The organism is Allobranchiibius sp. CTAmp26 (assembly GCF_017565405.1).
GTDB lineage: Bacteria > Actinomycetota > Actinomycetes > Actinomycetales > Dermatophilaceae > Allobranchiibius.
The window spans coordinates 19,247-44,440 of the sequence record NZ_JAGEKR010000001.1 but is presented as its reverse complement, the minus strand read 5'-3'; the positions used below and the strand labels follow the sequence as shown (position 1 = coordinate 44,440).

The 25,194-nt window shown below is 70.5% G+C and carries 25 protein-coding genes and 1 tRNA gene; 19 read left to right on the top strand and 7 right to left on the bottom strand.

What is annotated here, in order from left to right; all coding sequences use genetic code 11:
- Window positions 1-42: 42 nt before the first annotated feature.
- Window positions 43-783, bottom strand: coding sequence for an SDR family oxidoreductase (locus tag J4030_RS00220; RefSeq protein WP_208047181.1), 741 nt, complete (start codon window positions 781-783; stop codon window positions 43-45).
- 93 nt (window positions 784-876) lie between these two features.
- On the opposite strand from J4030_RS00220, the gene J4030_RS00215 reads away from it, so the two are divergent.
- Window positions 877-1,440, top strand: a complete 564-nt coding sequence (locus tag J4030_RS00215) for a TetR/AcrR family transcriptional regulator (RefSeq protein ID WP_208047180.1) — start codon at window positions 877-879, stop codon at window positions 1,438-1,440.
- Here J4030_RS00215 and J4030_RS00210 read toward each other — a convergent pair.
- Window positions 1,431-2,372: an SDR family oxidoreductase gene (locus tag J4030_RS00210; RefSeq protein ID WP_208047179.1), complete on the bottom strand. Its 942-nt coding sequence runs from the start codon at window positions 2,370-2,372 to the stop codon at window positions 1,431-1,433. The genes J4030_RS00215 and J4030_RS00210 overlap by 10 nt on opposite strands.
- 182 nt (window positions 2,373-2,554) lie before the next feature.
- On the opposite strand from J4030_RS00210, the gene J4030_RS00205 reads away from it, so the two are divergent.
- Entirely contained in the window at window positions 2,555-4,351 is a 1,797-nt protein-coding gene (locus tag J4030_RS00205) for an FAD-dependent monooxygenase (protein ID WP_208047178.1), read from the top strand.
- The gene (locus J4030_RS00200; protein ID WP_208047177.1) at window positions 4,351-5,223 is read left to right on the top strand and encodes a dioxygenase; all 873 of its coding nucleotides are present in this window, start codon (window positions 4,351-4,353) and stop codon (window positions 5,221-5,223) included. Before J4030_RS00205 ends, J4030_RS00200 begins: the two co-directional genes overlap by 1 nt.
- Window positions 5,224-5,242: 19 nt before the next feature.
- Here J4030_RS00200 and J4030_RS00195 read toward each other — a convergent pair whose 3' ends face one another.
- Window positions 5,243-5,515: a DUF805 domain-containing protein gene (locus tag J4030_RS00195; protein WP_208047176.1), complete on the bottom strand. Its 273-nt coding sequence runs from the start codon at window positions 5,513-5,515 to the stop codon at window positions 5,243-5,245.
- Window positions 5,516-5,602: 87 nt separating this feature from the next.
- Here J4030_RS00195 and J4030_RS00190 point away from each other — a divergent pair, with 87 nt between their 5' ends.
- From J4030_RS00190 to J4030_RS00180, 3 genes are read left to right on the top strand one after another with little or no spacing between them, the layout of a single operon-like run.
- Entirely contained in the window at window positions 5,603-6,160 is a 558-nt protein-coding gene (locus tag J4030_RS00190; RefSeq protein ID WP_307864487.1) for an HAD-IIIA family hydrolase, read from the top strand.
- 13 nt (window positions 6,161-6,173) lie between these two features.
- The gene (locus J4030_RS00185) at window positions 6,174-6,659 is read left to right on the top strand and encodes a PH domain-containing protein (RefSeq protein ID WP_307864486.1); all 486 of its coding nucleotides are present in this window, start codon (window positions 6,174-6,176) and stop codon (window positions 6,657-6,659) included.
- The gene (locus tag J4030_RS00180) at window positions 6,656-8,233 is read left to right on the top strand and encodes a PH domain-containing protein (RefSeq protein WP_208047173.1); all 1,578 of its coding nucleotides are present in this window, start codon (window positions 6,656-6,658) and stop codon (window positions 8,231-8,233) included. Before J4030_RS00185 ends, J4030_RS00180 begins: the two co-directional genes overlap by 4 nt.
- A gap of 253 nt (window positions 8,234-8,486) precedes the next feature.
- Here J4030_RS00180 and J4030_RS00175 read toward each other — a convergent pair whose 3' ends face one another.
- Window positions 8,487-10,148 (bottom strand): phospholipid carrier-dependent glycosyltransferase, encoded by a 1,662-nt coding sequence (locus tag J4030_RS00175; RefSeq protein WP_307864485.1) that lies wholly within the window; start codon window positions 10,146-10,148, stop codon window positions 8,487-8,489.
- Between the two features lie 135 nt (window positions 10,149-10,283).
- On the opposite strand from J4030_RS00175, the gene rsmI reads away from it, so the two are divergent.
- From rsmI to J4030_RS00145, 6 genes are all read left to right on the top strand, one after another.
- Window positions 10,284-11,156, top strand: a complete 873-nt coding sequence (gene rsmI / locus J4030_RS00170) for a 16S rRNA (cytidine(1402)-2'-O)-methyltransferase (RefSeq protein WP_307864484.1) — start codon at window positions 10,284-10,286, stop codon at window positions 11,154-11,156.
- A 65-nt stretch (window positions 11,157-11,221) separates the two neighbouring features.
- Window positions 11,222-13,015: a methionine--tRNA ligase gene (metG, locus tag J4030_RS00165; protein ID WP_208047171.1), complete on the top strand. Its 1,794-nt coding sequence runs from the start codon at window positions 11,222-11,224 to the stop codon at window positions 13,013-13,015.
- A 13-nt stretch (window positions 13,016-13,028) separates the two neighbouring features.
- Window positions 13,029-13,886, top strand: coding sequence for a TatD family hydrolase (locus J4030_RS00160; RefSeq protein WP_307864483.1), 858 nt, complete (start codon window positions 13,029-13,031; stop codon window positions 13,884-13,886).
- Window positions 13,887-13,968: 82 nt separating this feature from the next.
- On the top strand, window positions 13,969-14,829 hold the full coding sequence (rsmA, locus tag J4030_RS00155) for a 16S rRNA (adenine(1518)-N(6)/adenine(1519)-N(6))-dimethyltransferase RsmA (protein ID WP_208047170.1): 861 nt from the start codon (window positions 13,969-13,971) through the stop codon (window positions 14,827-14,829).
- Between the two features lie 8 nt (window positions 14,830-14,837).
- A complete protein-coding gene (locus J4030_RS00150; protein WP_208047169.1) occupies window positions 14,838-15,779 on the top strand; it encodes a 4-(cytidine 5'-diphospho)-2-C-methyl-D-erythritol kinase in 942 nt (313 codons plus the stop codon).
- A 76-nt stretch (window positions 15,780-15,855) separates the two neighbouring features.
- Window positions 15,856-17,661: an ABC-F family ATP-binding cassette domain-containing protein gene (locus J4030_RS00145; protein WP_208047168.1), complete on the top strand. Its 1,806-nt coding sequence runs from the start codon at window positions 15,856-15,858 to the stop codon at window positions 17,659-17,661.
- A gap of 7 nt (window positions 17,662-17,668) precedes the next feature.
- Here J4030_RS00145 and J4030_RS00140 read toward each other — a convergent pair whose 3' ends face one another.
- The gene (locus tag J4030_RS00140; RefSeq protein ID WP_208047167.1) at window positions 17,669-18,175 is read right to left on the bottom strand and encodes a MarR family winged helix-turn-helix transcriptional regulator; all 507 of its coding nucleotides are present in this window, start codon (window positions 18,173-18,175) and stop codon (window positions 17,669-17,671) included.
- 90 nt (window positions 18,176-18,265) lie between these two features.
- Here J4030_RS00140 and J4030_RS00135 point away from each other — a divergent pair, with 90 nt between their 5' ends.
- The gene (locus tag J4030_RS00135) at window positions 18,266-19,066 is read left to right on the top strand and encodes a methyltransferase domain-containing protein (RefSeq protein WP_208047166.1); all 801 of its coding nucleotides are present in this window, start codon (window positions 18,266-18,268) and stop codon (window positions 19,064-19,066) included.
- Complete coding sequence (locus tag J4030_RS00130; protein WP_208047165.1) at window positions 19,063-19,350, top strand: glyoxalase; 288 nt, start codon at window positions 19,063-19,065, stop codon at window positions 19,348-19,350. The genes J4030_RS00135 and J4030_RS00130 overlap by 4 nt, the downstream gene beginning before the upstream one ends.
- Before the next feature lie 46 nt (window positions 19,351-19,396).
- Here J4030_RS00130 and J4030_RS00125 read toward each other — a convergent pair whose 3' ends face one another.
- Window positions 19,397-20,047: a TetR/AcrR family transcriptional regulator gene (locus J4030_RS00125; RefSeq protein WP_243762645.1), complete on the bottom strand. Its 651-nt coding sequence runs from the start codon at window positions 20,045-20,047 to the stop codon at window positions 19,397-19,399.
- 104 nt (window positions 20,048-20,151) lie between these two features.
- On the opposite strand from J4030_RS00125, the gene J4030_RS00120 reads away from it, so the two are divergent.
- The 5 genes from J4030_RS00120 to pth all read left to right on the top strand — a co-directional run bounded on the left by J4030_RS00120 (window position 20,152) and on the right by pth (window position 24,480).
- Window positions 20,152-20,230: transfer RNA gene (locus tag J4030_RS00120), tRNA-Gln, on the top strand.
- A gap of 95 nt (window positions 20,231-20,325) precedes the next feature.
- Window positions 20,326-21,795: a bifunctional UDP-N-acetylglucosamine diphosphorylase/glucosamine-1-phosphate N-acetyltransferase GlmU gene (gene glmU, locus J4030_RS00115; RefSeq protein WP_208047164.1), complete on the top strand. Its 1,470-nt coding sequence runs from the start codon at window positions 20,326-20,328 to the stop codon at window positions 21,793-21,795.
- The gene (locus J4030_RS00110; protein ID WP_208047163.1) at window positions 21,792-22,772 is read left to right on the top strand and encodes a ribose-phosphate diphosphokinase; all 981 of its coding nucleotides are present in this window, start codon (window positions 21,792-21,794) and stop codon (window positions 22,770-22,772) included. The genes glmU and J4030_RS00110 overlap by 4 nt, the downstream gene beginning before the upstream one ends.
- A gap of 295 nt (window positions 22,773-23,067) precedes the next feature.
- A complete protein-coding gene (locus tag J4030_RS00105; RefSeq protein ID WP_208047162.1) occupies window positions 23,068-23,754 on the top strand; it encodes a 50S ribosomal protein L25/general stress protein Ctc in 687 nt (228 codons plus the stop codon).
- Between the two features lie 135 nt (window positions 23,755-23,889).
- The gene (pth, locus tag J4030_RS00100; RefSeq protein ID WP_374221972.1) at window positions 23,890-24,480 is read left to right on the top strand and encodes an aminoacyl-tRNA hydrolase; all 591 of its coding nucleotides are present in this window, start codon (window positions 23,890-23,892) and stop codon (window positions 24,478-24,480) included.
- 137 nt (window positions 24,481-24,617) lie between these two features.
- Here the strand turns inward: pth and J4030_RS00095 are convergent, their stop codons facing one another.
- Window positions 24,618-25,127 carry an SRPBCC family protein gene (locus J4030_RS00095; protein WP_208047161.1) on the bottom strand — a complete coding sequence of 170 codons (510 nt, stop codon included), beginning with the start codon at window positions 25,125-25,127 and terminating at the stop codon, window positions 24,618-24,620.
- Between the last annotated feature and the right edge of the window lie 67 nt (window positions 25,128-25,194).

The window sequence follows — 25,194 nt, the reverse complement described above, 5'->3', positions numbered from 1 at the left end:
AAGCGTCGGGAGACGGGGTCTGATCCGTTTCCGGGCCGGTGATCAGCCCTGCGACGTGGGCCGGATCGTCAGGTCACCGATCTCGACGTCGTCGGGCTGCTCGATGGCGAACGCAATGGCTCGGGCCACCGCGGCGGGGTCGATGCCCAGCTCGGCCATCCGTCGCTGCATCTCCTCACGACTCGCGGGATCCTCGACGGCATCGACCAGTTCGGTGCGCACGAACCCGGGCGAGATCGACGTGGTGCGCAGCGCCCCGTCGGTCGACTCCTGGCGCAGCGCCTCCATGAGAGTGCGGACCGCGTTCTTGGTGCCCGCGTAGACGGCCTGGGTCGGCACGATCTTCAGACCCGAGGTCGACACCGTCGTCACGAAGTGGCCGCGCCCCTGTCGACGGAACACCGGGAGTGCGGCAGCGATGCCGTGCAGGACGCCGCGGACGTTGACGTCGATCATCGCGTCCCACGAGTCGACATCGAGGTCCGAGACGGACGCGGTCCGGGCGATGCCCGCGTTGCTGACCAGGACGTCGAGTCGTCCGAACTCCTCGACGGCCACCTCGACGAGACGCGTCAGATCGGCGCGCCGGGTGACGTCGGTGCTGACGATCTGCGCCCGTCCACCGTCGGCTCGGATCCGCTCGGCCAGCGCTGTGAGGCGGTCGGTACGTCGGGCGCCCAGCACCACCGCCGCACCGCGACCGGCGAGCTCCAGCGCCGTTGCCTCACCGATCCCGCTGCTCGCGCCGGTGACGGCCACGACCTTGCCTGCGATCCCACTCATGCGTGCCTCCCGCTCTAAGCTGACAACTGTCCGGTTGGGAGACCAGCGTAACGGACATTCGTCCGCTTAACTGGATTCCCGAACGGGGAGGACATGCCGACACGCGCACCTCGTGCGGATGCCGTCGTCAACAGGGCCCGCATCGTCAGTTCCGCTCGCGCCGCCCTGGTCGAATCGGGCGGATCCGTCGAGGGTCTGCGGCTGCAGGCCGTCGCCAAGGACGCGCAGGTAGGGCAGGGCACGCTCTACCGCCACTTCCCGACCCGGGAGCACCTGGTGGCCGAGGTGTATCGGCAGGAGATGACCGAGCTGGTGCAGACGGTGCCTGCGCTGCTCGCCGAACACCCGCCGTTGCAGGCGCTGGAGCTGTGGCTGGACCGTCTCCTGGAGTACGCGCGCGTCAAACGCGGTGTCGTCGCGGCGATCGAGGCGTCGGCGTGGCAGGACCTGTACGCCGACAACGAGCACCGACTGGACCATGCGCTGCAGACCCTGCTCGACGAGGGTGCAGCGGCCGGCGCCGTGCGCGAAGGCGTCGACGCGACCGACGTCATCCTGCTGCTCGGTGCATTGTCACGCGTGCCCGAGGGGCAGTGGGACGCCCGCGCTCACACCCTGGTGACCGTCATCCTCGACGGCCTGCGCCGCTATCGGTAGTCCTCGAGTGGGACCGGCTCGTCCCCGGCGGCCACGCAACGGGCCATGTACCCCCAGCAGTCGGGACGCGAGCCGTCGGTATCGGTCAGGTCGTAGGCGTCGGCGAGCTGTCGGGCGGTGACGATCTCACCGGCCCATCGGGCGAACCCCGGATCGGCGGCCGCCGCGGCGACTCCGCGAGCGACGTACGTCGGAGACTCCGAGATCGCGAAACCCGGCTCCTTCGCCACGGCTCGATGCCACGTCTCCTCGCTGACCCCGAACCCCTCGAGCATCGCCTCCGAGCGCAGCCAGCCCGGCGTGACGCCGATGGCGGTGACCGGTTCCTCCCGTAGCTCGTAGGTGAGGCCTATGACGATGCGGCCGACGTTGGCCTTGACCAGGTCGTAGTAGAGGCCGACGCCCTCACGGAACGTGCTGTTGAACTGCGCGGTGCCGTCGGTCATCTCCACCAGCAGCCCGCGTACGCCGGTCTCCCCAGCCGTGCGCAGCATCAGCGGCAGCGCGTGGTGGCTGGTGATCAGGTGGGTGTCGACGCCCATCCGCAGCATCCGCAGACCGCCTGCGAGGTCGTGCTCCCACAGCGGGCGGTCCCATTGTGCGTAGTGATCGCCGCCGAAGATGTCGTTGACGAGCACGTCGAGCCGGCCGTGCTCCTGCTCGATCTCGGTGACCAGCGCCTGCACCGCGTCCGGATCCTCGTGGTCGACCACGAGAGCACACCCCGCAGCGTCCGCGGACCGGATCGCCTCGGCGGTGCCCTCGATGGTCTCCGGACGGTCGATCTCCGAGCGCCCCGCGGCGCGGCTGCTGCGCCCGGTCGCGTAGACGAAGGCACCGGCCCGCGCCAGCTCGACGGCGATCGCGCGTCCCGCTCCCCGGGTTGCCCCGGCGACCAACGCGACGCGGCCCGTCAACGGTGCTGCGTTCATGGAGTGCTCCTGCCGCGCGAGGTCGGTCCACCTTGCTACCGCAGGCAGCTCGACCGCCGCAACGGCGTCCCATCATGGGCCGAATCGGCGATTTCCGGACCTCGGAGCGCAACGATGGCTCGTACGGGCCGATCCCCGGTGTCCGGATCCAGGACCACGACCACCTCGAGAGAGTCGCAGACTTGCCGATCTTCAACGACGGAATGACCGAAACGCCGACGCCGCAAGGAACGGTCATCGAGACCGACGTCCTCATCGTCGGCTCCGGACCGGCGGGTGCCTCCGCCGCTCTCTTCCTGGCCGAGCTCGGCGTCCCGCACATCATGATCACCAAGTACCGCTGGACGGCGAACACGCCGCGCGCCCACATCACCAATCAGCGGGCGATGGAGATCTTCCGCGATCTGGGGATCGAGGAGCAGGTGCTGGCCGACGCCACCCCGCATGAGCTGGTCGGCGACACGGTCTTCTGTACGAGCATCGCGGGGGAGGAGATCGGCCGCATCCACACGTGGGGCACCCGCCCCGACCGGGAGGCCGACTACCGGCTCGCCTCGCCGTGCCTCACGGTCGACATCCCGCAGACGTACCTGGAACCGATCCTGGTGCGCAACGCGACCCGGCGCGGCACCGAGAGCCGGTTCTCCACCGAGTACCGCGCGCACACTCAGGATGAGGACGGCGTGACCGTCGACGTCTTCGACAGGCTGACCGGTCAGGGCTATCAGATCCGCGCCACGTACCTGATCGGTGCCGACGGTGCGCGGTCGCAGGTCGCGGCGGACATCGGGTTGCCCTACGAGGGCCGGATGGACATCGCCGGCTCGATGAACATCACGTTCCGGGCCGACATCTCGGCCCTGGTCGACCACCGTCCCTCGGTCCTCTACTGGGTGATCCAGCCCGGGTCTCACGTCGGTGGCATCGGCACCGGTCTGGTGCGCATGGTGCGTCCGTGGGACGAGTGGCTGATCGTCTGGGGGTACGACATCGACGGACCGGCCCCGGAGCTCGACGAGGAGATGGCCAGGAGCATCGTCCGGGACCTGTTGGGCATGCCGGACCTGGAACCCGAGATCACCGGCTACAGCCTGTGGGGCGTCAACGAGATGTACGCGACGACGCTGCAGAAGGGGCGGGTGTTCTGCGTCGGCGACGCCGTCCACCGCCACCCGCCGTCCAACGGACTGGGCTCCAACACCTCCGTGCAGGACTCCTACAACCTGGCCTGGAAGATCGCCGCCGTCCTGAACGGGCAGGCCGACCCGACGCTGCTGGACTCCTACACCGCCGAGCGCGCCCCCGTGGCGCAGCGGATCGTCACGCGGGCCAACACGTCGGCCAGGGAGTTCGGCGACATCTTCGATGCGCTCGGTGTCGTGGGGCTGGAAGGGGCGCAGATGGCCGCGGCGATGGAGGAGCGCAAGGCCAACACCCCCGCGGGCGCGGCGAAGCGAGCCGCTCTGGTGACGGCGATGGAGACCAAGAACTACGAGTTCAACGCCCACGGTGTCGAGCTCGGACAGTTCTACGAGTCCGGTGCGATCGTCTCCGACGGGACGCGCCCGGTCCGTCCGGCCGGCCGCGAGGACGAGGACCTCTTCCACGTCATGTCGACCTCGCCGGGCGCGCACCTGCCGCACGCGTGGGTGGGCAACAGCGTGGACAAGTACGCGCTGATGGATCTGGCTCCCTACACCCGGTGGACGCTGCTCACCGGTATCGCGGGCGAGGCCTGGGCGGATGCGGCAGCCGAGGTCGCCGCGCAGCGCGGTCTGCCGCTCGAAGCCGTGGTGATCGGTCCGGGCCGGGAGATCACCGACCTCTACTACGACTGGGCCAAGCTGCGGGAGGTGCAGGAGTCGGGCGCGATCCTCGTGCGCCCGGACAAGCACGTGGCGTGGCGCGCGATGCGATTGGCGGACGACCCGACAGCGGCGCTCGATGCGGCACTCACGACCCTGCTCGGGCCCGCGTGATGCGGGAGCAGGAGGCCGTGGAGGCCACGCTGGTCGAGACGGTCGTCGCCTCGTTCGACGACTGCCAGGACCCGCGGCTCCAGGAGCTGATGACCTCGCTGGTGCGCCACCTGCACTCCTTCGTCCGGGAGGTGCGGCTGACCGAGGAGGAGTGGGCAGCCGCGATCCGGTTCCTGACCGAGGCGGGGCACATCACCGACGCCGTGCGTCAGGAGTTCATCCTGCTCTCGGACACGCTCGGAGTCTCGATGCAGACGATCAACATCAACAACGCGGCATACGAGAATGCCACGGAGGCAACGGTGTTCGGACCCTTCTTCGTCGAGGACTCCGCGGCCATCGCGCTGGGTGGGGACCTGGCGTTCGGCGCGGCGGGCGAGCCGTGCTGGGTCGAGGGCCGGGTGACCGCCACGGACGGGAGCCCGCTCGCGGGGGCTCGGATCGAGGTGTGGGAGGCCGACGAGGACGGGCTGTACGACGTCCAACGCGACGGTGCGCAGCGTGCGGCGCGCGGTCACCTCTTCAGCGACGCTGCGGGCAACTACCGGTTCTGGGCGCTCACGCCGACGCCGTACCCCATCCCCGACGACGGCCCGGTCGGGAGGATGCTCACCGCGGTCGGCCGCTCGCCGCTGCGCGCGTCGCACCTGCACTTCATGGTGAGTGCGCCGGGCACGCGGACCCTGGTGACCCACATCTTCCCCGAGGGCGACCCGATCCTGTGGGACGACTCCGTCTTCGGGGTCAAGCAGTCCCTCATCAAGAAGTTCGAGCGGCAGCCTGCAGCGAAGCCCACACCCGACGGCCGCGTCATCGACGGCACGTGGAGCACCGTGCGGTTCGACATCGTGCTGGCACCGGCGGGCAGCTGAACCGCCTCGAGGCCGGGCGTCAGTAGCGCTGGGGCGCCCTGCCCGCTGCGCCCCGCAGGTACTCCAGCTCGCGCTCCGTCGGTGCCTTCTTGAACGCGAAGACGAAGAACATGATCACGTTGAGGATCGGCACGAGGCCGACGAGGATCCACCAGCCGGAGTAGCCCGAACGGTGGATGATGCGCACGACCGCCCAGATGTAGAGCACGAGGAGGATCAGGTACACCACGCCGGCGCCGATGAACACGCCGTTCGCCACATGGAGGTTGCTCGTGCCGTTGTCGAAGTACATGACATCCCCTTGGTGAGCCCCTACGCACGTTGTGTTGTGGCCGAAGGTAACCCGTGCACGCCCTCGGCGGTGGGGGAAGATCTGCAGGTGTCGACATCCCGCCCCGAAGCCGTCCTCTTCGATCGCGACGACACCCTGATCGAGAACGTGCCCTACAACGGCGACCCCGCGCTCGTCCTACCCGTCGCGGGTGCGCGGGAGGCCCTCGACGCCGTACGTGCGGCCGGCCTGCGCACCGGCGTGGTCACCAATCAGTCGGCCATCGGCCGCGGGTACATCACCGAGGCCGACATGCAGGCCGTGAACGCCCGGGTGGAGGAGCTGCTGGGGCCGTTCGACACGTGGCAGTTCTGCCCGCACACGCCGCAGGACGACTGCGCGTGTCGCAAGCCGCTGCCCGGCATGGTGCTCGCCGCCGCGGCAGCACTCGGGGTCGACCCCGGTGCGTGCGTGCTGATCGGGGACACCGCGGGGGACATGGCGGCCGCACACGCAGCCGGCGCCCGCGGGATCCTGGTGCCCGGTCCCGCCACGACCGAGCAGGCCCGCCGGGAGGCGCCGGCGATCAGCCCCGATCTCGGCGCGGCCGTGCGGATGGCGCTGCACGTCGCGGCGACGCACGGCGCCGCGACCGAGGCGCCGTGAGATGGTGCCTCGTGTGGATCAGCTGAGGGAGCCGCGACACCTGGTGGCGCCCCGCGCGAAGGCCATGTGGGCGACGGAGTACGGGGTCGCGGGCGTCGTGGTGCTCGCCGTGGTGGTGGTCCTGGTCTGGACCGGCACCATCACGGGGGCGTGGCGGTTCGCGGCCTGCGCGGTGGGGGGCCTGCTCGTCGTAGCGGGGGCCTGCGTCGTCCCGTTCTGGCGCTACGCCGTGCACCGCTGGGAGATCACCGACACCGCCGTCTACACCCAACGCGGCTGGCTGGTGCGCGAACGCCGTATCGCCCCGGTCTCCCGGGTGCAGACCGTCGACACCGAGCGCGGCCCGCTCGCCCAGCTCTTCGGTCTGACGACCGTGACGATCACCACCGCGTCGGCCAAGGGCGAACTGCGCATCGAGGGCCTGACGCGCAACGATGCCGAGCAGGTGGTCCGGGACCTCACGACCACGACCGCGGCGAATCCCGGCGACGCGACGTGACCTCGGCGGGCCCCGACGTCCGGCGCATCGCGGACATCCCCGAGGACGGTGTCTGGCGCCGATTGAGCCCGCGGATGCTGTTGATCCACCCCGTCCGGGAGGTCGTCCGCTTCCTGCCCGCACTACTCGCCGTGGTCTTCGCCGGCAACACCGGCGGACAGCACTGGTGGGGGTTGATCGTCACCGCGGTGGCCGTCGGAGCGGGCGTGGCCCGATGGCTCACGACCCGATACCGATTCACCGACCGGCAGGTGCAGCTGCGGGCCGGGCTGATCCGGCGTACGACGGTCTCCGCACCGGCCGACCGGGTGCGCTCGGTCGACGTCACGGCGTCGATCCTGCACCGTGCGCTCGGCCTGGCGGAGGTCAAGATCGGCACGGCCGCCGGCGAGAAGGAGATGCGGCTCAACGGGTTGACGACCCGCGAGGCGGCGGCGCTCCGCACCGACCTCCTGCACCGCAGCCAGGGCACGTCGGCGCCGGTCGCCCTCGACAAGAACGCGCCCGAGGTGTCCGGAGGCGAGCTGCGCAGCGAGCACGATCGTCGCGCGGAGCGACCCGGGCCCGGCGACGAGGAGCTCTACCGCCTCGACCCGTCCTGGGTGCGGTATGCGCCGTTCGGGCCGAGCGGCCTGGTCGCGGCGCTCGCGATCTTCGGTCTGGCCAGCCAGGTCGTCCAGGACACCGGGCTCGATCCCACCCGATCGGGCGCGCTGCGCGATGTGAGCGACGCGGTGCTGCGGGCCGGCACGGTGATCGCCGTCGTCGTCGGTGTGCTCGTCCTGCTGGTCGTGGTGGTGCTGCTGTCCCTGCTGGCGTACGCGCTCGCGTTCTTCGGCTTCCGCCTCACCCGCAGTCGCGGCGGGGAGACCCTGCAGGTCACCCGCGGACTGCTCACCACCCGCGCCGTGTCGCTCGAGACGCGTCGGCTGCGGGGGGTCGAGGTGAAGGAACCGATCCCGTTGCGCTGGGTCGGCGGTGCCCGGTTGCGTGCGGTGACCACCGGCCTCAAGGGCGACGACCGGGGCATGAGCGCGATGCTGGCGCCGCCCTCGCCGGTCGCCGTGGTCGAGAGCACCGCGGGGAGCGTGCTCGGGTCACCCGGCTCCCTGCGAACGCCGTTGCGGCAGCACGGTGTCGCCGCCCGCCGCCGACGGTGGGCCCGCGCGTTCGGGTCGTCCGCGCTGGTCGCGGCCGCGCTGCTCGCGCTCGCGTGGTGGATGTCGTCCTGGTGGCTCGCGGTGCTGGCGGTGCTCGCCCTGGTGCTGGCATGGCCCCTCGCGGCCAGCCGGGCGGCCGCGCTCGGGCATCAGGTCACCGGGCGGTTCGTGGTCGGCCGGTCCGGCGCCCTGCGCCGTTCGACGTTCGTGCTGGAGCGGGGCGGAGTGGTCGCCGTGACCACGCGGCAGTCGCTCTTCCAGCGGCGAGCGGGTGTCTGCTCGGTCGACCTCGCCACCGCTGCCGGCACCGGCTCCTACCGGATCATCGACGTGAGCGCCGACCGGGCCGACGAGCTGGTCGACGAGGTCAGCGGCGGGCTGTCGCGGCAGTTCACCGCGCAGCACGCCCACTGAGCTCCTGACCGCGGTCACCTTCGTGCGCGAGCGTCCGTTCTCAGGCGGCCTGGACGAGGAGCGATGCGGCCACCTCGCGCTGCGGGTGTCACCTGCGTGGGTTATCGGCCGTGCGGTCACTTTCCTGCACGTGCTGCATGCGCCCAGGTGGGTTGTGGGTGGTGCGGTCACTTTCCTGCACGTGGTGCATGCGCACAGGTGGGTTGTGGGTGGTGCGGTCACTTTCCTCTGCATGGCGTGGCGCCGCGGCTGCTCAGACCCAGCTGGGGAACCACATCCGCCACTGCCAGTGCGTCTGCGGGATGACCTGGCCGGTCCAGACCGGCCAGAAGAAGACGAAGAGGCCCGTCACCAGGAGCACGTAGCCGCCGACCGCCGCCTTGCCGAAGAGCACCCGGCGCGCATCAGCCGTGACCGGTCCCAGCATCAGCCCCAGCACGAAGACGCACGCGAGCACGACGTACGGGGAGAAGACGACGCTGTAGAAGGTGAAGATGGTGCGCTGCTGGTACTGGAACCACGGGAACCACCCGGCCGCGACACCGCCCCAGATCGCTCCCGCGCGCCAGTCGCGGCGCAGCAGCCAGCAGAAGAGCAGCACTGCGAGGGCGACCGTGCCGAACCACCAGATGCCGGGGTTGCCGAGCGAGGTGATGGCCTTGCTGCACTGGGCGGCGCCGCACTCGTGCGCGGGCGGGCTCTCGTAGAAGAACGACGTGGGTCGGGTCTGCAGCATCCACGACCAGGGGTTCGACTCGTACGGGTGCGTCGACGTGATCGAGACCGCCGCGTGGTACATCTCGATGTTGTACTGCCACAACGAGCGCAGCGGATCCGGCAGCCACGCGAAGAGATGGCTGTCGGGCGAGATGCCGGTGTTCTTGGTGGCGGGGTTGTCGACCGCCCACTGCCGGTCGTACGCGCCCGGATGCGTGAACCACCCGATCCAGGTGATCAGGTAGGTGCCGACGGCCACGGTCACCATGTAGACCGCCGCGGGCAGCGCGTCCTTGAGGAACGTCGCGCTCACCCAGCGGCGTACGCCGACGCTGCGCCGGGCGCCGACGTCCCACAGCACCGACATCACGCAGAAGATCGCCAGGTACCAGCCGCCGGACCACTTGGTGGCGACGTCCAGCCCGAGGCAGACGGCGGCGACCCAGCGCCACGGCCGCCAGCCGAGCCAGGGCCCTGCCTTGTCGTGGGCCTCCCAGGTGCCGGCGTCCTTCATGGCGGCGACCTTGCGGGCGAGGATCCCGCGGGTGCGCGCGCGGTCGGCGAGCAGGGCGACGAACCCGGCGAGCGCCCAGAACATCACCATGATGTCGAGGATCCCCGTGCGCGACATCACGAACTCCTCGCCCTCGAAGCACAGCAGGAGCGAGGCGACGGTGGCCAGCAGCGGCGAGCGGAAGAGGTGCCACGCAGCGCGGCCGACCAGGTAGATGCCGAGGGTGCCGGTCGTGGCGACGGCGAAGCGCCACCCGAACGAGCTGTTGATGCCGAAGAGGGACTCCCCGAGGCCGATCAGCCACTTGCCCATCGGCGGGTGCACCACGAAGTCCGGATTCGACCCGAAAACGTGCGCGTTGCCCATCGTGAAGAGGCTGTCGGGGTTGTTGGAGATGCCGGTGGACTTGTCCTGCTTGCGCTCGTACCCGAAGCGCATGAGGGACCAGCCCTCTTTGACGTAGTACGTCTCGTCGAAGATCAGCTGGTGGGGACGCCCGACGTTCCAGAAACGCAGGATGCCGCCGACGACGGTCAAGATGGCCGGGCCGAGCCAGCCCCATAGCTTCTCCTGCGCCGTGCGCGGCCGCCCGAGCAGGCGTCTGCGCAGCTGCTCGGTGGTGCTGAGGGCACGGGTCGGCGTCAGGCGGGTACGCCGCGGCGGACGCACGAGCGTCTGGATCACGGGTGACCTCCCTGCCACGTCGCTGCACCGCACGGGTCCCTGCCGGTTGGCAGGGCCGCCGCAGGGAGGTTAACCGACGGGGCTGCGCCACGGCCCGTCGTGCCGGTGCCCGCCCGCCGTGCCAGGGTGGCGTGCGTGACTGGAGTTCTGGTGCTGGCCGCCACCCCGATCGGCGATCCGCGGGACGCCGCGCCACGGCTCGGCGCCGAGCTGACCACCGCCGATGTCGTCGCGGCCGAGGACACCCGCCGGCTCCGACGACTCACCGACGACCTCGGCGTCGCCGTCGGCGGGTCGATCGTGAGCTACCACGAACACAACGAGGCACGACGTACGCCGGAGCTGGTCGAGCGGATCGCCGACGGAGCGCGCGTCGTGCTGGTGACCGACGCCGGGATGCCGTCGGTGTCCGATCCCGGTTACCGCCTGGTGGTCGCCTGCGCCGAGCGGGGACTGGCGGTCACCTGCGTGCCCGGCCCGTCCGCGGTGCTGATGGCGCTCGCGGTGTCAGGGCTGCCGGTCGACCGGTTCTGCTTCGAGGGCTTCTGCTCCCGCAAGGCCGGTGAACGCGCCCGCCAGCTGGCCGCGTTGTCCGTCGAGCGCCGCACGATGGTGTTCTTCGAGGCGCCGCACCGGCTGTCCGAGACGCTCACCGCGATGGCCGACGCGTTCGGCGCCGACCGGCGCGGAGCCGTGTGCCGCGAGCTGACCAAGACCTACGAGGAGGTACGCCGCGGCGGGCTCGGTGAGTTGGCCCACTGGGCCGCGGACGGCGTCCGCGGGGAGATCACGGTGGTCGTCGACGGTGCGCCGCCCGTGCAGATCACTCTCGAGGACGCCCTGCCGCAGGTGCTGGAGCTGGTCGCGGACGGCGTACGGCTCAAGGACGCGTGCGCGAGCGTGGCCGAGCAGACCGGGCTGTCGAAGAAGGCGCTGTACGACGCGGCGGTCGCGGACAGGGGACAGAAGGCGCCGCCGTCGGTGCCTGAGATGCCCGAGCCGCGCTGACCCCGGCGAGCCCGCACTCGGCCTGGGCAAAACCGGTGGCCGCGTCTCCCTAGACTTGCCCGGTCATGAAGATCCTGTCTGCAGTCGCCTGGCCGTACTCGAACGGTCCCCGCCACATCGGTCACATCGCCGGTTTCGGGGTGCCCTCCGACGTCTTCAGCCGGTACATGCGGATGGCGGGGCACGACGTGCTCATGGTCAGCGGCACCGACGAGCACGGCACGCCGATCCTGGTGCTCGCCGAGCGCGAGGGCGTCACCGTGCGGGAGATCGCCGACAAGTACAACGCGATGATCGCCCAGGACCTGACCGACCTCGGGCTGTCCTACGACCTGTTCACCCGTACGACCACGGTCAACCACTACACCGTGGTCCAGCGGCTCTTCGAGTCCATCGACGCCAACGGGTACTTCGTGGAGCAGACGGCGCGGGGCGCGATCAGCCCGAGCACCGGGCGCACCCTGCCGGACCGCTACATCGAGGGCACCTGCCCGATTTGCGGGTACCCGGACGCGCGTGGCGACCAGTGCGACAACTGCGGCAACCAGCTGGACGCCACCGACCTGATCGACCCGCGCAGCAAGATCAACGGCGAGACCCCGGAGTTCATCGAGACCCAGCACTACTTCCTGGATCTGCCGGCGCTCGCGGACGCGCTCGGGGAGTGGCTGAACGAGCGCGAGGCGAGCGGCGAATGGCGGCCGAACGTCATCAAGTTCAGCCAGAACATCCTGGCCGAAATCCGGCCGCGAGCGATGACCCGCGACATCGACTGGGGCATCCCGATCCCGCGAGAGGGCTGGGAGACCAAGCGCTTCTACGTGTGGTTCGACGCGGTCATCGGCTACCTGTCCGCCTCCATCGAGTGGGCGCGCCGGCTGGGGGAGCCCGACCGGTGGCGCGAATGGTGGAACGACCCTGCCGCGCGGTCGTACTACTTCATGGGCAAGGACAACATCGTCTTCCACTCCCAGATCTGGCCCGCGGAGCTGCTCGCCAACGATGGCAAGGGGATTCGCGGCGGTCAGCCGGGGGAGTACGGCGAGCTCAACCTGCCCACGCAGGTCGTGTCGTCGGAGTACCTGACGATGGAGGGCACGCAGTTCTCCACGTCCCGCGGGCACGTGATCTACGTGCAGGACATGGTGGCCCGCTACGGGCCGGACGCGTTGCGCTACTTCATCAGCGCCGCCGGTCCGGAGACGCAGGACTCCGACTTCACCTGGGCCGAGTTCGTGCAGCGCAACAACTCCGAGCTGGTCGCGGGCTGGGGCAACCTGGTCAACCGCACCGCGTCGATGATCGCCAAGAACTTCGGTGAGATCCCGACCCCCGCGGCGACCGAGCCCATCGACGAGGCCCTGCTGGACGGCGTACGCGGTGGGTTCACCGAGGTCGGGCGGCTGATCGAGGCGCACCGGCAGAAGGCCGCACTGCAGGAGGCCATGCGGTGGGTGCGGGAGGCGAACAAGTACGTCACCGACACCGAGCCCTTCAAGCTCAAGGGCGATGACCAGCGCGACCGGCTCGCGACGGTGCTGCACACCCTGGCGCAGGTGGTGAGCGACCTCAACACCATGCTGGCGCCCTTCCTGCCGCACAGCGCGAACGTCATCCACCGGGTGCTGGGCGGCACGGGCGAGTTCGTGCCGATGCCCCGGCTGGAGCAGGTGCGCGACCTCGACGACCCGGAGCGCAGTTATCCGGTCATCACCGGCGACTACTCCGCCACGCCCCGTTGGGAGCGTCGCCCGATCACGCCGGGCGTGCCGGTGCCGAAGCCGGCGCCCGTCTTCACCAAGCTCGACCCGAGTGTCGTCGACGACGAATTGGCCCGGCTGCAGGGCGAGCTCGCGTGATCGGTCGTACGCCGTGAGCCGGGGTCACGAGGCCGGCTCACACGGCGGCCGCCCGCCCGCGCCCGATCGGCTCCCCGTGGCCGTGGTCGACAACCACACGCACTGGGACATGGCCCGCGACGGCGAGGCCCCTCCCGACATCCCGGCCGCGATCGCCGCCGCCCGGGCCGTCGGAGTCGACCGCTTCGTGCAGGTCGGCTGCGACGTGGAGGGTGCCCGGTTCACGGCCCGCGTGGTCGAGCAGTACCCCGAGCTGGTCGGCGCGGTCGCGCTGCACCCGAATGAAGCGCCGCGACTGGCCGCGGACGGGACTCTGGACGACGCGCTCGCCGAGATCGCCGCCATCGCCGAGCAGCCGCGGATCCGGGCGGTCGGCGAGACCGGACTGGATTACTACCGCACGGACGAGGTGGGTCGCCCGGCGCAGCAGGCGTCGTTCCGGGAGCACATCGAGCTCGCCAAGCGCCTCGACAAGGCACTGCAGATCCACGACCGCGACGCGCACGCCGACGTGCTGGCGATCCTCGCCGAGCAGGGCGCGCCCGATCACACGGTGCTGCACTGCTTCTCCGGCGACGTGGCGATGGCGCGCGAGTGCGTCGAGCGGGGATACTTCCTGAGCTTCGCCGGCACCGTGACCTTCAAGAACGCGCGCGACCTGCGGAACGCGCTCGCCGTGACACCGCTGGAGAACCTGCTGGTGGAGACGGACGCGCCGTATCTCACGCCGTCGCCGCACCGGGGCGCGAGCAACGCGTCGTACCTCGTGCCGCTCACCGTCCGGGCGATGGCGGGCGTGCTCAACGTCGACGTCCCGACGTTGGCGAAGGCGCTGTCGGACAACAGCGAACGGATCTACGGGCCTTGGTGATCCGGCTGTCAGCGTCCTCCTGGCATGGGCGCCACGAAACAGCTGACAATCGTCGTACGACGCTGGTGCCTAGGGTGGCGCCGTGACGACGCCCGCCGGTGACGGCCTCCTCGGAGCGACCCAGGTGCGGGCGCTGGCGGCCGAGTTGGGTCTGCGACCCACGAAGCAGTGGGGCCAGAACTTCGTCATCGACGCCAACACGGTGCGCAAGATCGCGCGCCTGTCCGGCGTCGGTCCGGGCGATCAGGTCGTTGAGGTCGGTCCGGGTCTGGGTTCGCTGACCCTGGCCCTGCTGGAGTGCGCCGGCGGGGTGACCGCCGTGGAGATCGACCCGGCCCTCGCCCGGCGGTTGCCGCAGACCGTGCGGGAGGTGGCGCCCAGCCGCGCCGACCGGCTCCAGGTGGTCCAGTCGGACGCACTGCGCACCCCGCACCTGCCGGACCCGCAGCCGGTCGCCCTGGTGGCCAACCTGCCGTACAACGTGTCGGTGCCCGTGGTGCTGTCCTACCTGGAGTGGTTCCCGAGCATCGCCCGGGTGCTCGTGATGGTGCAGTGGGAGGTGGCCGCCCGGCTCGCGGCACCTCCGGGAAGCCGGGTCTACGGCGCCCCGAGCGCGAAGGCGGCCTGGTACGCCGAGGTGCGTCTCGCCGATCGTGTCGGCCGCAACGTCTTCTGGCCGGCGCCGAACGTCGATTCCGGACTGGTCGAGATGACCCGCCGCGCCGCTCCCGTCTCCGCGGCTCCCCGCGAGGCGGTCTTCACCTGCATCGACGCGGCCTTCGCGCAGCGTCGCAAGACGCTGCGGTCGGCACTCGCCGGCTGGGCCGGCGGGCCCGACCGCGCCGAGCACGCGGTCCGCGCCGCCGGTGTGGACCCCGGACTGCGTGGCGAACGTCTGTCCATCGAACAGTTCGCGGCGATCGCTGCGGAACGTCCGGCATAGTGGGCGACATGCGGCCCGTTCCCTCCTCGCCTGGCGTCCAGGTGAGGGTGCCCGCGAAGGTCAATCTCGAGCTGCAGGTCGGTCCTCGGCGGGATGACGGGTATCACTCCCTCGCAACGGTCTTCCACGCCGTCAACCTCACCGACGACGTACGCGTGACGCCCGCGCCCCAGTGGGGGTGCACGGTGCGCGGCCCGTACGCCGCTGCCGTCCCGACCGACACCGACAACCTGGCGGTCCGCGCGGTGCAGCTCCTGGGGGAGCGCTTCGGCATCGAGGAGATGCTCCAGGTCGACATCGACAAACACATCCCGGTCGCCGGGGGCATGGCCGGCGGGTCCGCCGACGCCGCCGCGGCCCTCGTCGCGGCCGACGCGCTGTGGTCGCTCGGTCTCACTCGCGCGGACCTGATGGCGATCGGCGCCGAGATCGGCTCCGACGTGCCCTTCGCGATCGCCGGGGGCACCGCGCTGGGTTCCGGGCGCGGTGAGGTGCTGGCCCCGGTGCTCACCCAGGCCGACTTCCACTGGGTGTTCGCGCTGCAGCACGAGGGCCTGTCGACGCCGCGGGTGTACGCCGAGTGCGACCGGCTGCGCGGCAAGGAACCGGTCCCCGCGCCCGAGCCGTCCGGTGCCCTGATGGCTGCGCTGCGCTCCGGCGACGTCGACGAACTCGCGCCACACCTGCGCAACGACCTGGAGGACGCGGCCTTGTCCCTGATGCCGCGGCTGCGCGACGTCATCGACACCGGCATGGACGCGGGGGCGTGCGGCGCGGTCGTCTGCGGGTCCGGTCCGACGGTGGCCTTCCTCTGCGCGAGCCATCACCTGGCGCTCGATCTGATGGTCACATTGAGCGCGAGCAAGGTCGCCGACGACGTCGTACGCGCCGTCGGACCCGCGCCCGGTGCGCATGTGGTGACCGACCTGCACTCGGTGGGTCCCGCCTGACGTCATCCAGCGCCGTTGCCGGTCGGTCGCGGAGCGACTGGTAAGGAACGTGCACGCACCGCATTAGCCTTACCCCATGCCGAATCTGCTCGCCGGCGAGCGCATCTCGCTCGCGCTCGGCACCCGTCAACTCCTCGACGACGTCTCCCTCGGCATCGGCACCGGCGACCGGATCGGCGTCGTCGGGCGCAACGGTGGGGGCAAGTCGACCCTGCTGCGGGTCCTCTCCGGCGACCAGGGCGTGGATGACGGGCGGGTGACCCGGGTCGGCGGCCTGCAGGTCGGGATGCTCGCCCAGGACGACCGGCTCGACCCCGCGTCGACCGTGCACGCCGCCGTCGTCGGTGACCGCGCCGAGCACGAGTGGGCCGCTGACGCGCGGGTGCGCGACATCCTGGACGGGCTGCTGGGCGGCGTCGGTTTCGAGACCGTCGGTGGTCCCGACGCCCTGGTCGGGCCCCTCTCCGGTGGCGAACGCCGGCGCGTCGCCCTCGCGCGCCTGCTCATTGACGACCCGGCGCTGCTGCTGTTGGACGAGCCGACCAACCACCTCGACGTCGAGGGGGTGCAGTGGCTCGCCGCGCACCTGGTGCGGCACCGCGCGGGTGCATCGGGCGCGTTCGCGACCATCACCCACGACCGGTGGTTCCTGGACGAGATCGCCACCCGCACGTGGGAGGTCGTCGACGGCCGGGTCGAGCAGTACGACGGCGGCTACGCGGCGTACGTGCTGGCGAAGAACGAGCGCGAACGCTCGGCCGCGGTCACCGAGGAGCGCCGCGCCAACCTGCTGCGCAAGGAGCTGGCCTGGCTCCGTCGCGGGCCGCCGGCCCGCACGAGCAAGCCGCGCTTCCGCATCGACGCGGCCAACGAGTTGATCGCCGGTGAGCCGGAGCCGCGCAACGGCGTCGAGCTCGTCCGCTTCGCGACCACCCGGCTGGGCAAGGACGTCGTCGACCTCATCGACGCGACCGTCACCGTCGACGAGCGGCCGCTCATCGACCGCCAGACCTGGCGGCTGGCTCCCGGTGAGCGCACCGGGATCGTCGGGGCGAACGGCGCCGGCAAGTCGACCCTGCTGCGGGCGATCGAGGGCACTCAGCCGCTCTCTGCGGGAAAACGCAAGCAGGGCAAGACGGTTCAGCTTGCGATGCTGACCCAGGAGGTCCGCGAGCTGGAGCGGTTCGATGGGCTGCGGGTGATCGACGCGATCACCGATGTGAAGTCGCACATCATGTTGGAGGGCAAGGAGGTCAGTGCCAGCAGCCTGGCCAAGCGGCTCGGTTTCGACGGCGGCCGCCAGCAGGTGCGGGTGTCCCAGCTGTCCGGTGGCGAGCGTCGCCGACTGCAGTTCCTGCGACTGCTGATGCACGAACCCAACGTGCTGCTGCTCGACGAGCCCACCAACGACCTCGACATCGAGACGCTGACCTCGATGGAGGACGTGCTCGACGGGTGGGCCGGGACGCTGGTCGTGGTCTCCCACGACCGCTATCTGCTGGAGCGGATGTGCGACCGGCAGGTGGCGTTGCTCGGCGACGGCGAGATCCGCGAGCTGCCCGGTGGGGTGCACCAGTTCCTCGAGCTGCGCGCCGAGCGACGTGCCCGCTCGGGCGGCGGCCCCGCGTCCCGTGCGGTGACGCCGCAGGCGACGCGGACGGACCCGGCGCAGCAGCGCGAGGCCCGTAAGGACATGGCCCGCCTCGAGCGCTCGATGTCGAAGCTGGCCGACCGCGAACAGGCGCTGCACGATGCGCTGGTGACCGCCGCGTCCGACCACGCCCGCGCCGGTGAGCTCGACGCGCAGCTGCGCGCGTTGCACGCCGAGCGCGAGGAGATGGAGTTGTCCTGGTTGAAAGTCGCCGAAACCGTCGAAGACTGAGGGGTTCTCAGGTCTCGACGGCGGTGAGCAGGGTACGCAGCGTGCCCGCCAGCCGCTCCTGCTCGCGGGGCGGCAGGTGTGCGAGCAGGGCCTGCTCGTGCTCGAGCAGATCGGCCATGGCGGCGTCGACGACGGCCAGCCCGGACGCGGTGAGCTGCACCAGGACGCCGCGGCGGTCGTGCGGCGCCGGGCCGCGGCGTACGAAACCGCGCAGCTCGAGACGGTCGACGCGGTTGGTCATGGTGCCGCTGGTGACGAGCGTCTGCTGCATGAGGGCGCCCGGTGAGAGGCGGTAGGGCTTGCCGACCCTCCGCAGCGCGGAGAGCACGTCGAACTCCCAGCCGTCCAGGTCGTGCTTGCTGAAGGCCGTGCCGCGGGCCTGGTCGAGCAGCCGAGCCAGGCGGGTGATGCGCGAGAGCACCTGCAAAGGGCGCACGTTCAGGTCGGGGCGTTCACGCGACCAGGCGTCGACGATCGCATCGACGTCGTCGGGCGAGGCTGGCCGATCGGGCATGGATCGACTATAGCCAGCATCAAGCTTCTTGACATCAAGAGACCGAGAGGTATCTTGATGTCAAGATACTTCGAGGCGGGGAGACGACTCATGGCCACCTGGGATCCGACGCAGTACGAGCGGTACGCCGACCTGCGCACCCGGCCGTTCCTCGACCTGCTGGCGCGCATTCCGCACCCCGACCCGCGCGTCGTGCTCGACCTGGGCTGCGGCAACGGGATCGCCACCCTCGTTGCCGCCGATCGCTGGCCGGACGCGACGCTGGTCGGCATCGACTCCTCGGCCAACATGCTGCGCAAGGCGGCCTACCGGGACACCGCGGGCCGGGTGCGGTGGGTCGAGGGCGACGTCGCGACCGTCGACGTGGGCGCGTACGGCACGCCGGACGTGATCCTCACCAACGCGACGTTGCAGTGGGTGCCCGGTCACCTCGACCTCATCCCGCGCTGGCTCGAGTCCCTCGCGGGCTCAGGTGTCTTCGCCATGCAGGTGCCGGGCAACTTCGACGCGCCGTCGCACCGGATCATCCGGGAGACCGCACGCGAGCAGCCTCGAGGAGCGGAGTTGGCGGGATTGCTCCGGGCCGATCCGGTGGCCGAGCCGCGGGGGTATGCCGACGTGCTCGCGGCTGCCGGTGCGCGCCCCGACGTGTGGGAGACGACCTATCTGCAACTGCTCGACGCCGCCCGCGAGCAGGAGCACCCGGTGCTGGAGTGGGTGAAGGGTACGGCGCTGCGGCCGCTGCTCGACGTCCTGGATCCGGACGAGGCGCACGCTTTCCTGGCCGACCTCGCGGGCCGGTTGGACCTGGCCTACCCCCGCGCGGCGTACGGCGTCCCGTTCCCGTTCCGGCGCATCTTCGCGGTCGGCGTCGTGGGAGAGCGACCGTGACTGCGCTCGGTCTGAATCACGTGCAGCTTGCATGCCCGGCCGGGTCCGAGGATGCGCTGCGTCGCTTCTACTCCGGTGTCCTCGGGCTGGTGGAGATCGAGAAGCCGCCGAGGTTGCGCGCGCGGGGAGGGTGCTGGTTCCGGGTGGGTCCGCACGAGTTGCACCTCGGCGTCCAGGAGCAGTTCGCCCCGGCGGTCAAGGCACACCCGTGCCTGCTCGTAGACGCTCCGTGCGCTTCGTTGTGGCCCGCTCGGTCCGAAACGGGCGGAAGGGCGGCCCTGTAGCCGTCGTTGTGGCCCGCTCGGTCCGAAGTGGGCGGGAGCCGCCCGGTCAGTCGGCGGGTGTCGCGGGCGCCGAGCGGGACGGCAGGACCGGGTTCTTCTCCAGACCGTGCAGGCCGTTCCACATGAGGTTGATGATGTGCGCGGCGACGAACTCCTTGTCGGGCCGGTCCTCGTGGTGGATCCACCACACCCCGGTCAGCGCGATGCTCCCGATCAGGGTCTGCGCGTAGACCGGTGCGGGGCTGGGCTCGAAACCGTGCTCCTCGAACGTGGCCTCGAACAGCTCCTCGACCCGTACGGCGATCGCCGACATCAGGCTCGCGGCCGACCCATCGCCGTGCCAGGAGGGCGAACTGCGCACCAGCACCTCGAACGAGGAAGGCGAGGCCTCCATGAAGTCCAGGAGCGCCAGGACGGCCCGCTCGAGCAGGGTGCGGATCCCGGCCGGCTGGCTCAGGGCGTCGGTGATGGCGGCGAGGATGTCCTGGATCGCTCGGTCGACGACGACCGCGTAGAGCCCTTCCTTGCCACCGAAGTGCTCGTAGACCACGGGCTTGGTGACGCCGGCGCGGGTCGCGATCTCTTCGACGGTGGCGCCCTGGACGCCGTCGGAGGCGAAGATGTCCCGCCCGACGGCGATCAGTTGCTCGCGTCGTTGGGTGGCGGTCATCCGGGTGCGTGGCTGAGGTGGTGCCATCCGCCCATTGTGGGGCAGGCCCGCCTCGTTGAGGTCCAACCACGCGCGCGGCGTCCTCTACCCTTGTCGGCGTTCGGCGTCTCCCGACTGAGACTGCCGCGCCTTCCCCGGTTGCTCTGCTGGTAGGGGCCGCCTGACTTTGAATCAGGATTAGCGACGTTGGTTCGATTCCAACCCGGGGAGCCGCCGGCCCGGAGCTCCGTCCGGGTCCGACCGGTAACATCGCGTCCGAACCGGCCGCCTAACTGCGCTGTCCGCAGCCTCGAGGAGCCCTACGAGTGAGCCCCACCCCCGCCGCCGTGATCGTCCTGTCTGCCGGCGACGGCACCCGGATGCGATCGTCGATCAACAAGGCCCTGCATCGGATCGGCGGCCGTCCGCTCGTCGCCCACGCGGTGTACGCCGCCCGCGGCACCGGCGCCGAGCACGTCTCCGTGGTCGTACGCGCGCAGCGTGACGCGGTCGCGGAAGCCGCTCGGGCGGTCGCTCCGGAGGTGCTGATCGCCGACCAGGACGAGGTCTACGGCACCGGCCGCGCCGTCGAGTGCGCGCTCGCCGTGCTGCCCGGTGAGTTGCAGGGCACCGTGCTCGTCATCACCGGCGACACCCCGTTGCTCACCGCGCAGACCCTCTCGGACCTGACCCGTCACCACGAGGCCACCGACGCCGTCGCCACCGTCGTCACCGGGATCGTGGCGGACGCGACCGGTTACGGCCGCATCGTCCGCGCCGCCGACGGCACGGTGCGCGAGATCGTCGAGCACAAGCACGCCAGCGAGGAGCAGCGCGCGATCGGAGAGTTCAACTCCGGTCTCTTCGCGTTCGACGCCGCGCGACTGCGGGACGCGATCGGGCAGATCGAGGTGCACGGCGAAGGTGGTGAGAAGTACCTCACCGACGTGGTCGGCACGGTCGTCGGGCAGGGTCACACCGTCTCGGCGTACGTGCTGGACGACCTGTGGCAGACCGAGGGCGTCAACGACAAGGCTCAGCTGGCGCGGCTCGGCAAGGAGCTCAACCGGCGCACCGTGGACCGGCTGATGACGCAGAGCGGCGCCATCGTCGTGGACCCCGACACCACCTGGGTCGACATGGACGTCAGCGTCGGTCGTGACACGGTGATCGAGCCCGGCACCCAGCTGCGCGGCGCCACGACCATCGGCGCCGACTGCACGATCGGACCCGACACGACGCTGACCGACATGGAGGTCGGCGACGGCGCGAAGGTCGTGCGCACCCACGCCGAGCTGTCCGTCGTCGGACCCGGCGCCTCCGTCGGCCCGTTCGCCTACCTGCGGCCGGGCACCGAGTTGGGCGCCGAGTCCAAGATCGGCACCTTCGTGGAGGCCAAGAACTCCACCATCGGCAAGGGCAGCAAGGTCCCCCACCTGTCGTACGTCGGTGATGCCACCATCGGCGAGCGGAGCAACATCGGCGCTGCCAGTGTCTTCGTCAACTACGACGGCGTGGCCAAGCACCGCTCGTACGTCGGCAACGACTGCCGGATGGGCAGCGACAACATGTACGTCGCCCCGGTCACCGTCGGCGACGGTGCGGGCTCGGGCGCCGGTGCGGTGATCCGCAAGGACGTGCCGCCGGGCGCACTGGCGATCTCGGTCGCCGCCCAGCGCAACATCGAGGGCTGGGCGCTGCAGAAACGACCGGGCACCGCGCAGGCCAAGGCCGCGGAAGCGGCGCTGCGAGACCGCGGCGACGCCGCACCTGCGACTGAAAGCGACACCCCGTGAGCGGCCTGAAGAAGACCACCGAGAAGAACCTCATCATCATCAGCGGGCGGGCCCACCCCGAGCTCGCCGAGCAGGTCGCCGCGGGCATCGGCACCACCCTCGTGCCGACGGCGGCGTACGACTTCGCCAACAGCGAGATCTACGTGCGCTACGAGGAGTCGGTGCGAGGCTGCGACGCCTTCGTGATCCAGAGCCACACCGCATCGGTCAACAACTGGATCATGGAGCAGCTCATCATGGTGGACGCCTTGAAGCGGGCGTCGGCCAAGCGCATCACGGTCGTCACCCCGTTCTACGGGTACGCCCGGCAGGACAAGAAGTCCCGCGGTCGCGAGCCGATCAGCGCCCGTCTGATGGCCGACCTGTTCAAGACGGCCGGCGCCGACCGGCTGATGGCGCTGGACCTGCACACCGACCAGATCCAGGGGTTCTTCGACGGCCCCGTCGATCACCTGCAGGCGCTGCCGATCCTGGCCGACTACGTGGCGGGCAAGTACGGCGACCGCGAGCTCGCCGTCGTGTCGCCGGACGCCGGTCGGATCAAGGTCGCGGAGTCCTGGTCCAAACGCCTCGGCGGGGTGCCGCTGGCCTTCATTCACAAGACCCGCGACGTCACCCAGCCGAACAAGAGCGTCGCGAACCGCGTCATCGGTCAGGTGCGCGGACGGTGGTGCATCCTCGTGGACGACATGATCGACAGCGGCGGGACGATCTGCAACGCCGCCGATGCGCTGATGAACGACGGGGCCGCAGGTGTGGTGATCGCGGCGACGCACCCGATCTTCTCCGGGCCGGCGATCCAGCGGATGCGCGACTCGGTCGCCTCCGAGGTGATCGTCACCGACACCCTGCCTGTGCCCGCCGACAAGCAGTTCGACAAGCTCACGGTGCTCTCCATCGCACCGCTGCTGAGCCAGGCGATCCGCGAGGTGTTCGAGGACGGCTCGGTCACCAGCATGTTCGACGGGCAGTCCTGACCCGAGCAGCGAGTCCGGGTCGCTGCGCGCTCCATAGGGCGCGCCGCGACTCCATCCGAGCGCGACGCTCGATTTGGGCGTCGGCGCGCGCTCGGCATACGATCATCGACGTTGCCTCGGCGAGGGACGGTGCGCGAACGCGCCGGTGATCCGTGATCGACGAAGCTCCGCCCGCGAGGCGTTCCCTCGCGGCGGTGCGCGTCGAGCATGTGCTCCGTGCGATCGGATGCCTCTCACGCCCCGTCCCGCGTCGAGGCCCATTCATCAAATACGTTGCTGATCAAAGGATTTCGTCATGGCCTCGACCGAGAACAAGCTGCACGCCGAGTCGCGCACCGAGTTCGGCAAGGGTGCAGCGCGCCGCATCCGCCGCGCGCACAAGATCCCCGCTGTGCTCTACGGGCACGGCAGCGAACCGGTCCACATGACCCTGCCGGGCCACGAGACCATGCTGCTGCTGAAGAACGCCAACGCGATCCTCACCATCGACCTCGAGGGCACCGAGCACCTGGCCCTGGCCAAGGACGTGCAGCGCGACGCGATCAAGCCGGTCATCGAGCACATCGACCTGGTCATCGTGCGCCGCGGCGAGAAGGTCGTCGTCGACGTCCCCGTCCACATCGAGGGCGAGGCGGGCGTCGAGACCGTCGTCACCGTCGAGAACAGCACGCTGGCCGTGCTGGCCGACGCGTTCAAGATCCCCGAGTCGGTCACCGTCTCCGTCGAGGGCCTGGAGGCCGGCAGCCAGATCCTGGCCAAGGACGTCACGCTGCCCGCCGGCGCCGAGCTGGACGCCGACGAGGAGCTGCTCATCGTCAACATCGTGCAGCAGCAGTCGGTCGAGGAGCTCGAGAGCGAGCTCGCCGAGGCCGAGGCCGAGGCCGGCATCGAGCGCGAGGAGTCCGACGAGGACGAGGCCGCCGAGGGCGAAGCTTCCGAGGGCGAGTCCGACGACGCCGAGAAGGCCGACGGCTCCGAGTAATCACCAGTACGACGTCGAGTGCGCGTTTCGCCCCCGGAATCTGTTCTTCCGGGTGTGCGAAACGCGCACTCGACGTTGGTGGGGGTGGTCGGCCTTCGCGCGGCGGCGCTGTCCGTCCAGGCATACTGACTGCCCGTGGACCCATGGCTGATCGTCGGACTCGGCAACCCGGGCACGACGTATGCCGGCAACCGGCACAACGTGGGCGCGATGGTGGCCGAACTGCTGGCCGACCGCGCCGGTGCGACCCTCAAGGCGCACAAGGCACGCGCCCGCGGCGCGCAGATCCGTCTCGGCTCTTCCGGGGGTGGGCTGCCGGGGCCGGCCGCCGTGGTCGCGGTGCCGAGTACCTACATGAACGAGTCGGGCGGCCCGGTCGCCGCGCTGCTGCAGTTCTTCAAGATCCCGCCCGAGCGGTTGATCGTGGTGCACGACGAGCTCGACATCGACTTCGGCGCGGTGCGGCTCAAACGCGGCGGCGGCGAGGGCGGCCACAACGGCCTGCGCTCCATCACCAAGTCGCTCGGCACGAAGGACTACCTGCGGGTGCGGGTGGGGATCGGTCGGCCGCCGGGCCGGATGGACGCAGCGTCGTACGTCCTGAAGGACTTCAACGCGACCGAGCGAAAAGAGCTGGACTTGCTGCTGCCCTCAGCGGTGGACGCGATCGACCTGCTGGTGGAGAAGGGGCTCCCCGAGGCGCAGAACGTCGTCCACGCCTGGTAACGGGCGCGCGGTTGTCAGCGTTTTTGTGACGCGGATGCCATAGAACCGCTGACAACCACGTCGGGGTATGCGCGGTTGTCAGCGTGTTCGTGACGCGGGTGCCACAGAACCGCTGACAACCGGCTATCCCTCGAGCGTCAGGCCGAGGTGCGCTCGAGATCCTTCTTGAGGTTGGCGAGGGTGCGGGCGATGTTGCCGCGCTGCCAGTCGGCGAACGTCGACCCGCGGGTCACCACTTTGTCGAACCCTCTCGCCGCGAACGCCGGCCAACCGCTGCGACCGTCGGTCCACACCTCGGTGACCTGCGTGCCGTCGGGCACCTCCGCGAGGCGGTACTCCCAGGTGGCGATGCGCGCCTTGAGACCGGGCTTGCGCAGGCCGATCGCCTTGACGTCGAACGCGAACCGGCTGCCCGGATCGGACGCGGTCACGACGCATCGGGTGTGCCACTTCGCGCCGAACCTGCTGTTCGCGCCCACGAACGACGTGCCGACCGGGGCCGGGCGGCCAGCGGTCTCGATGACGGCACCGGTGTTCTCCGGGCTCCACCGCCCCATCCGGCTCGGGTCGCTGATGGCCTCGAACACCTGCTGCGGGCTGACACCGGCGATCGTGACGGTGTCCTGAACGCTCATCTCACGGGGCATCACCCGATCGTAGGTGGCCGCCCGCCTGGGATTCTGTGCCGTGCGCGGCGGACCGTCAGGGGCCCGA

Bases quoted from the DNA above. Each gene is read 5' to 3' on its own strand.
- J4030_RS00220 (WP_208047181.1), bottom strand. From the start codon at position 783: ATGAGTGGGATCGCAGGCAAGGTCGTGGCCGTCACCGGCGCGAGCAGC.
- J4030_RS00215 (WP_208047180.1), top strand. From the start codon at position 877: ATGCCGACACGCGCACCTCGTGCGGATGCCGTCGTCAACAGGGCCCGC.
- J4030_RS00210 (WP_208047179.1), bottom strand. From the start codon at position 2,372: ATGAACGCAGCACCGTTGACGGGCCGCGTCGCGTTGGTCGCCGGGGCA.
- J4030_RS00200 (WP_208047177.1), top strand. From the start codon at position 4,351: ATGCGGGAGCAGGAGGCCGTGGAGGCCACGCTGGTCGAGACGGTCGTC.
- J4030_RS00195 (WP_208047176.1), bottom strand. From the start codon at position 5,515: ATGTACTTCGACAACGGCACGAGCAACCTCCATGTGGCGAACGGCGTG.
- metG (WP_208047171.1), top strand. From the start codon at position 11,222: ATGAAGATCCTGTCTGCAGTCGCCTGGCCGTACTCGAACGGTCCCCGC.
- J4030_RS00150 (WP_208047169.1), top strand. From the start codon at position 14,838: ATGCGGCCCGTTCCCTCCTCGCCTGGCGTCCAGGTGAGGGTGCCCGCG.
- J4030_RS00145 (WP_208047168.1), top strand. From the start codon at position 15,856: ATGCCGAATCTGCTCGCCGGCGAGCGCATCTCGCTCGCGCTCGGCACC.
- J4030_RS00140 (WP_208047167.1), bottom strand. From the start codon at position 18,175: ATGCCCGATCGGCCAGCCTCGCCCGACGACGTCGATGCGATCGTCGAC.
- J4030_RS00135 (WP_208047166.1), top strand. From the start codon at position 18,266: ATGGCCACCTGGGATCCGACGCAGTACGAGCGGTACGCCGACCTGCGC.
- J4030_RS00125 (WP_243762645.1), bottom strand. From the start codon at position 20,047: ATGGCACCACCTCAGCCACGCACCCGGATGACCGCCACCCAACGACGC.
- J4030_RS00105 (WP_208047162.1), top strand. From the start codon at position 23,068: ATGGCCTCGACCGAGAACAAGCTGCACGCCGAGTCGCGCACCGAGTTC.
- J4030_RS00095 (WP_208047161.1), bottom strand. From the start codon at position 25,127: ATGCCCCGTGAGATGAGCGTTCAGGACACCGTCACGATCGCCGGTGTC.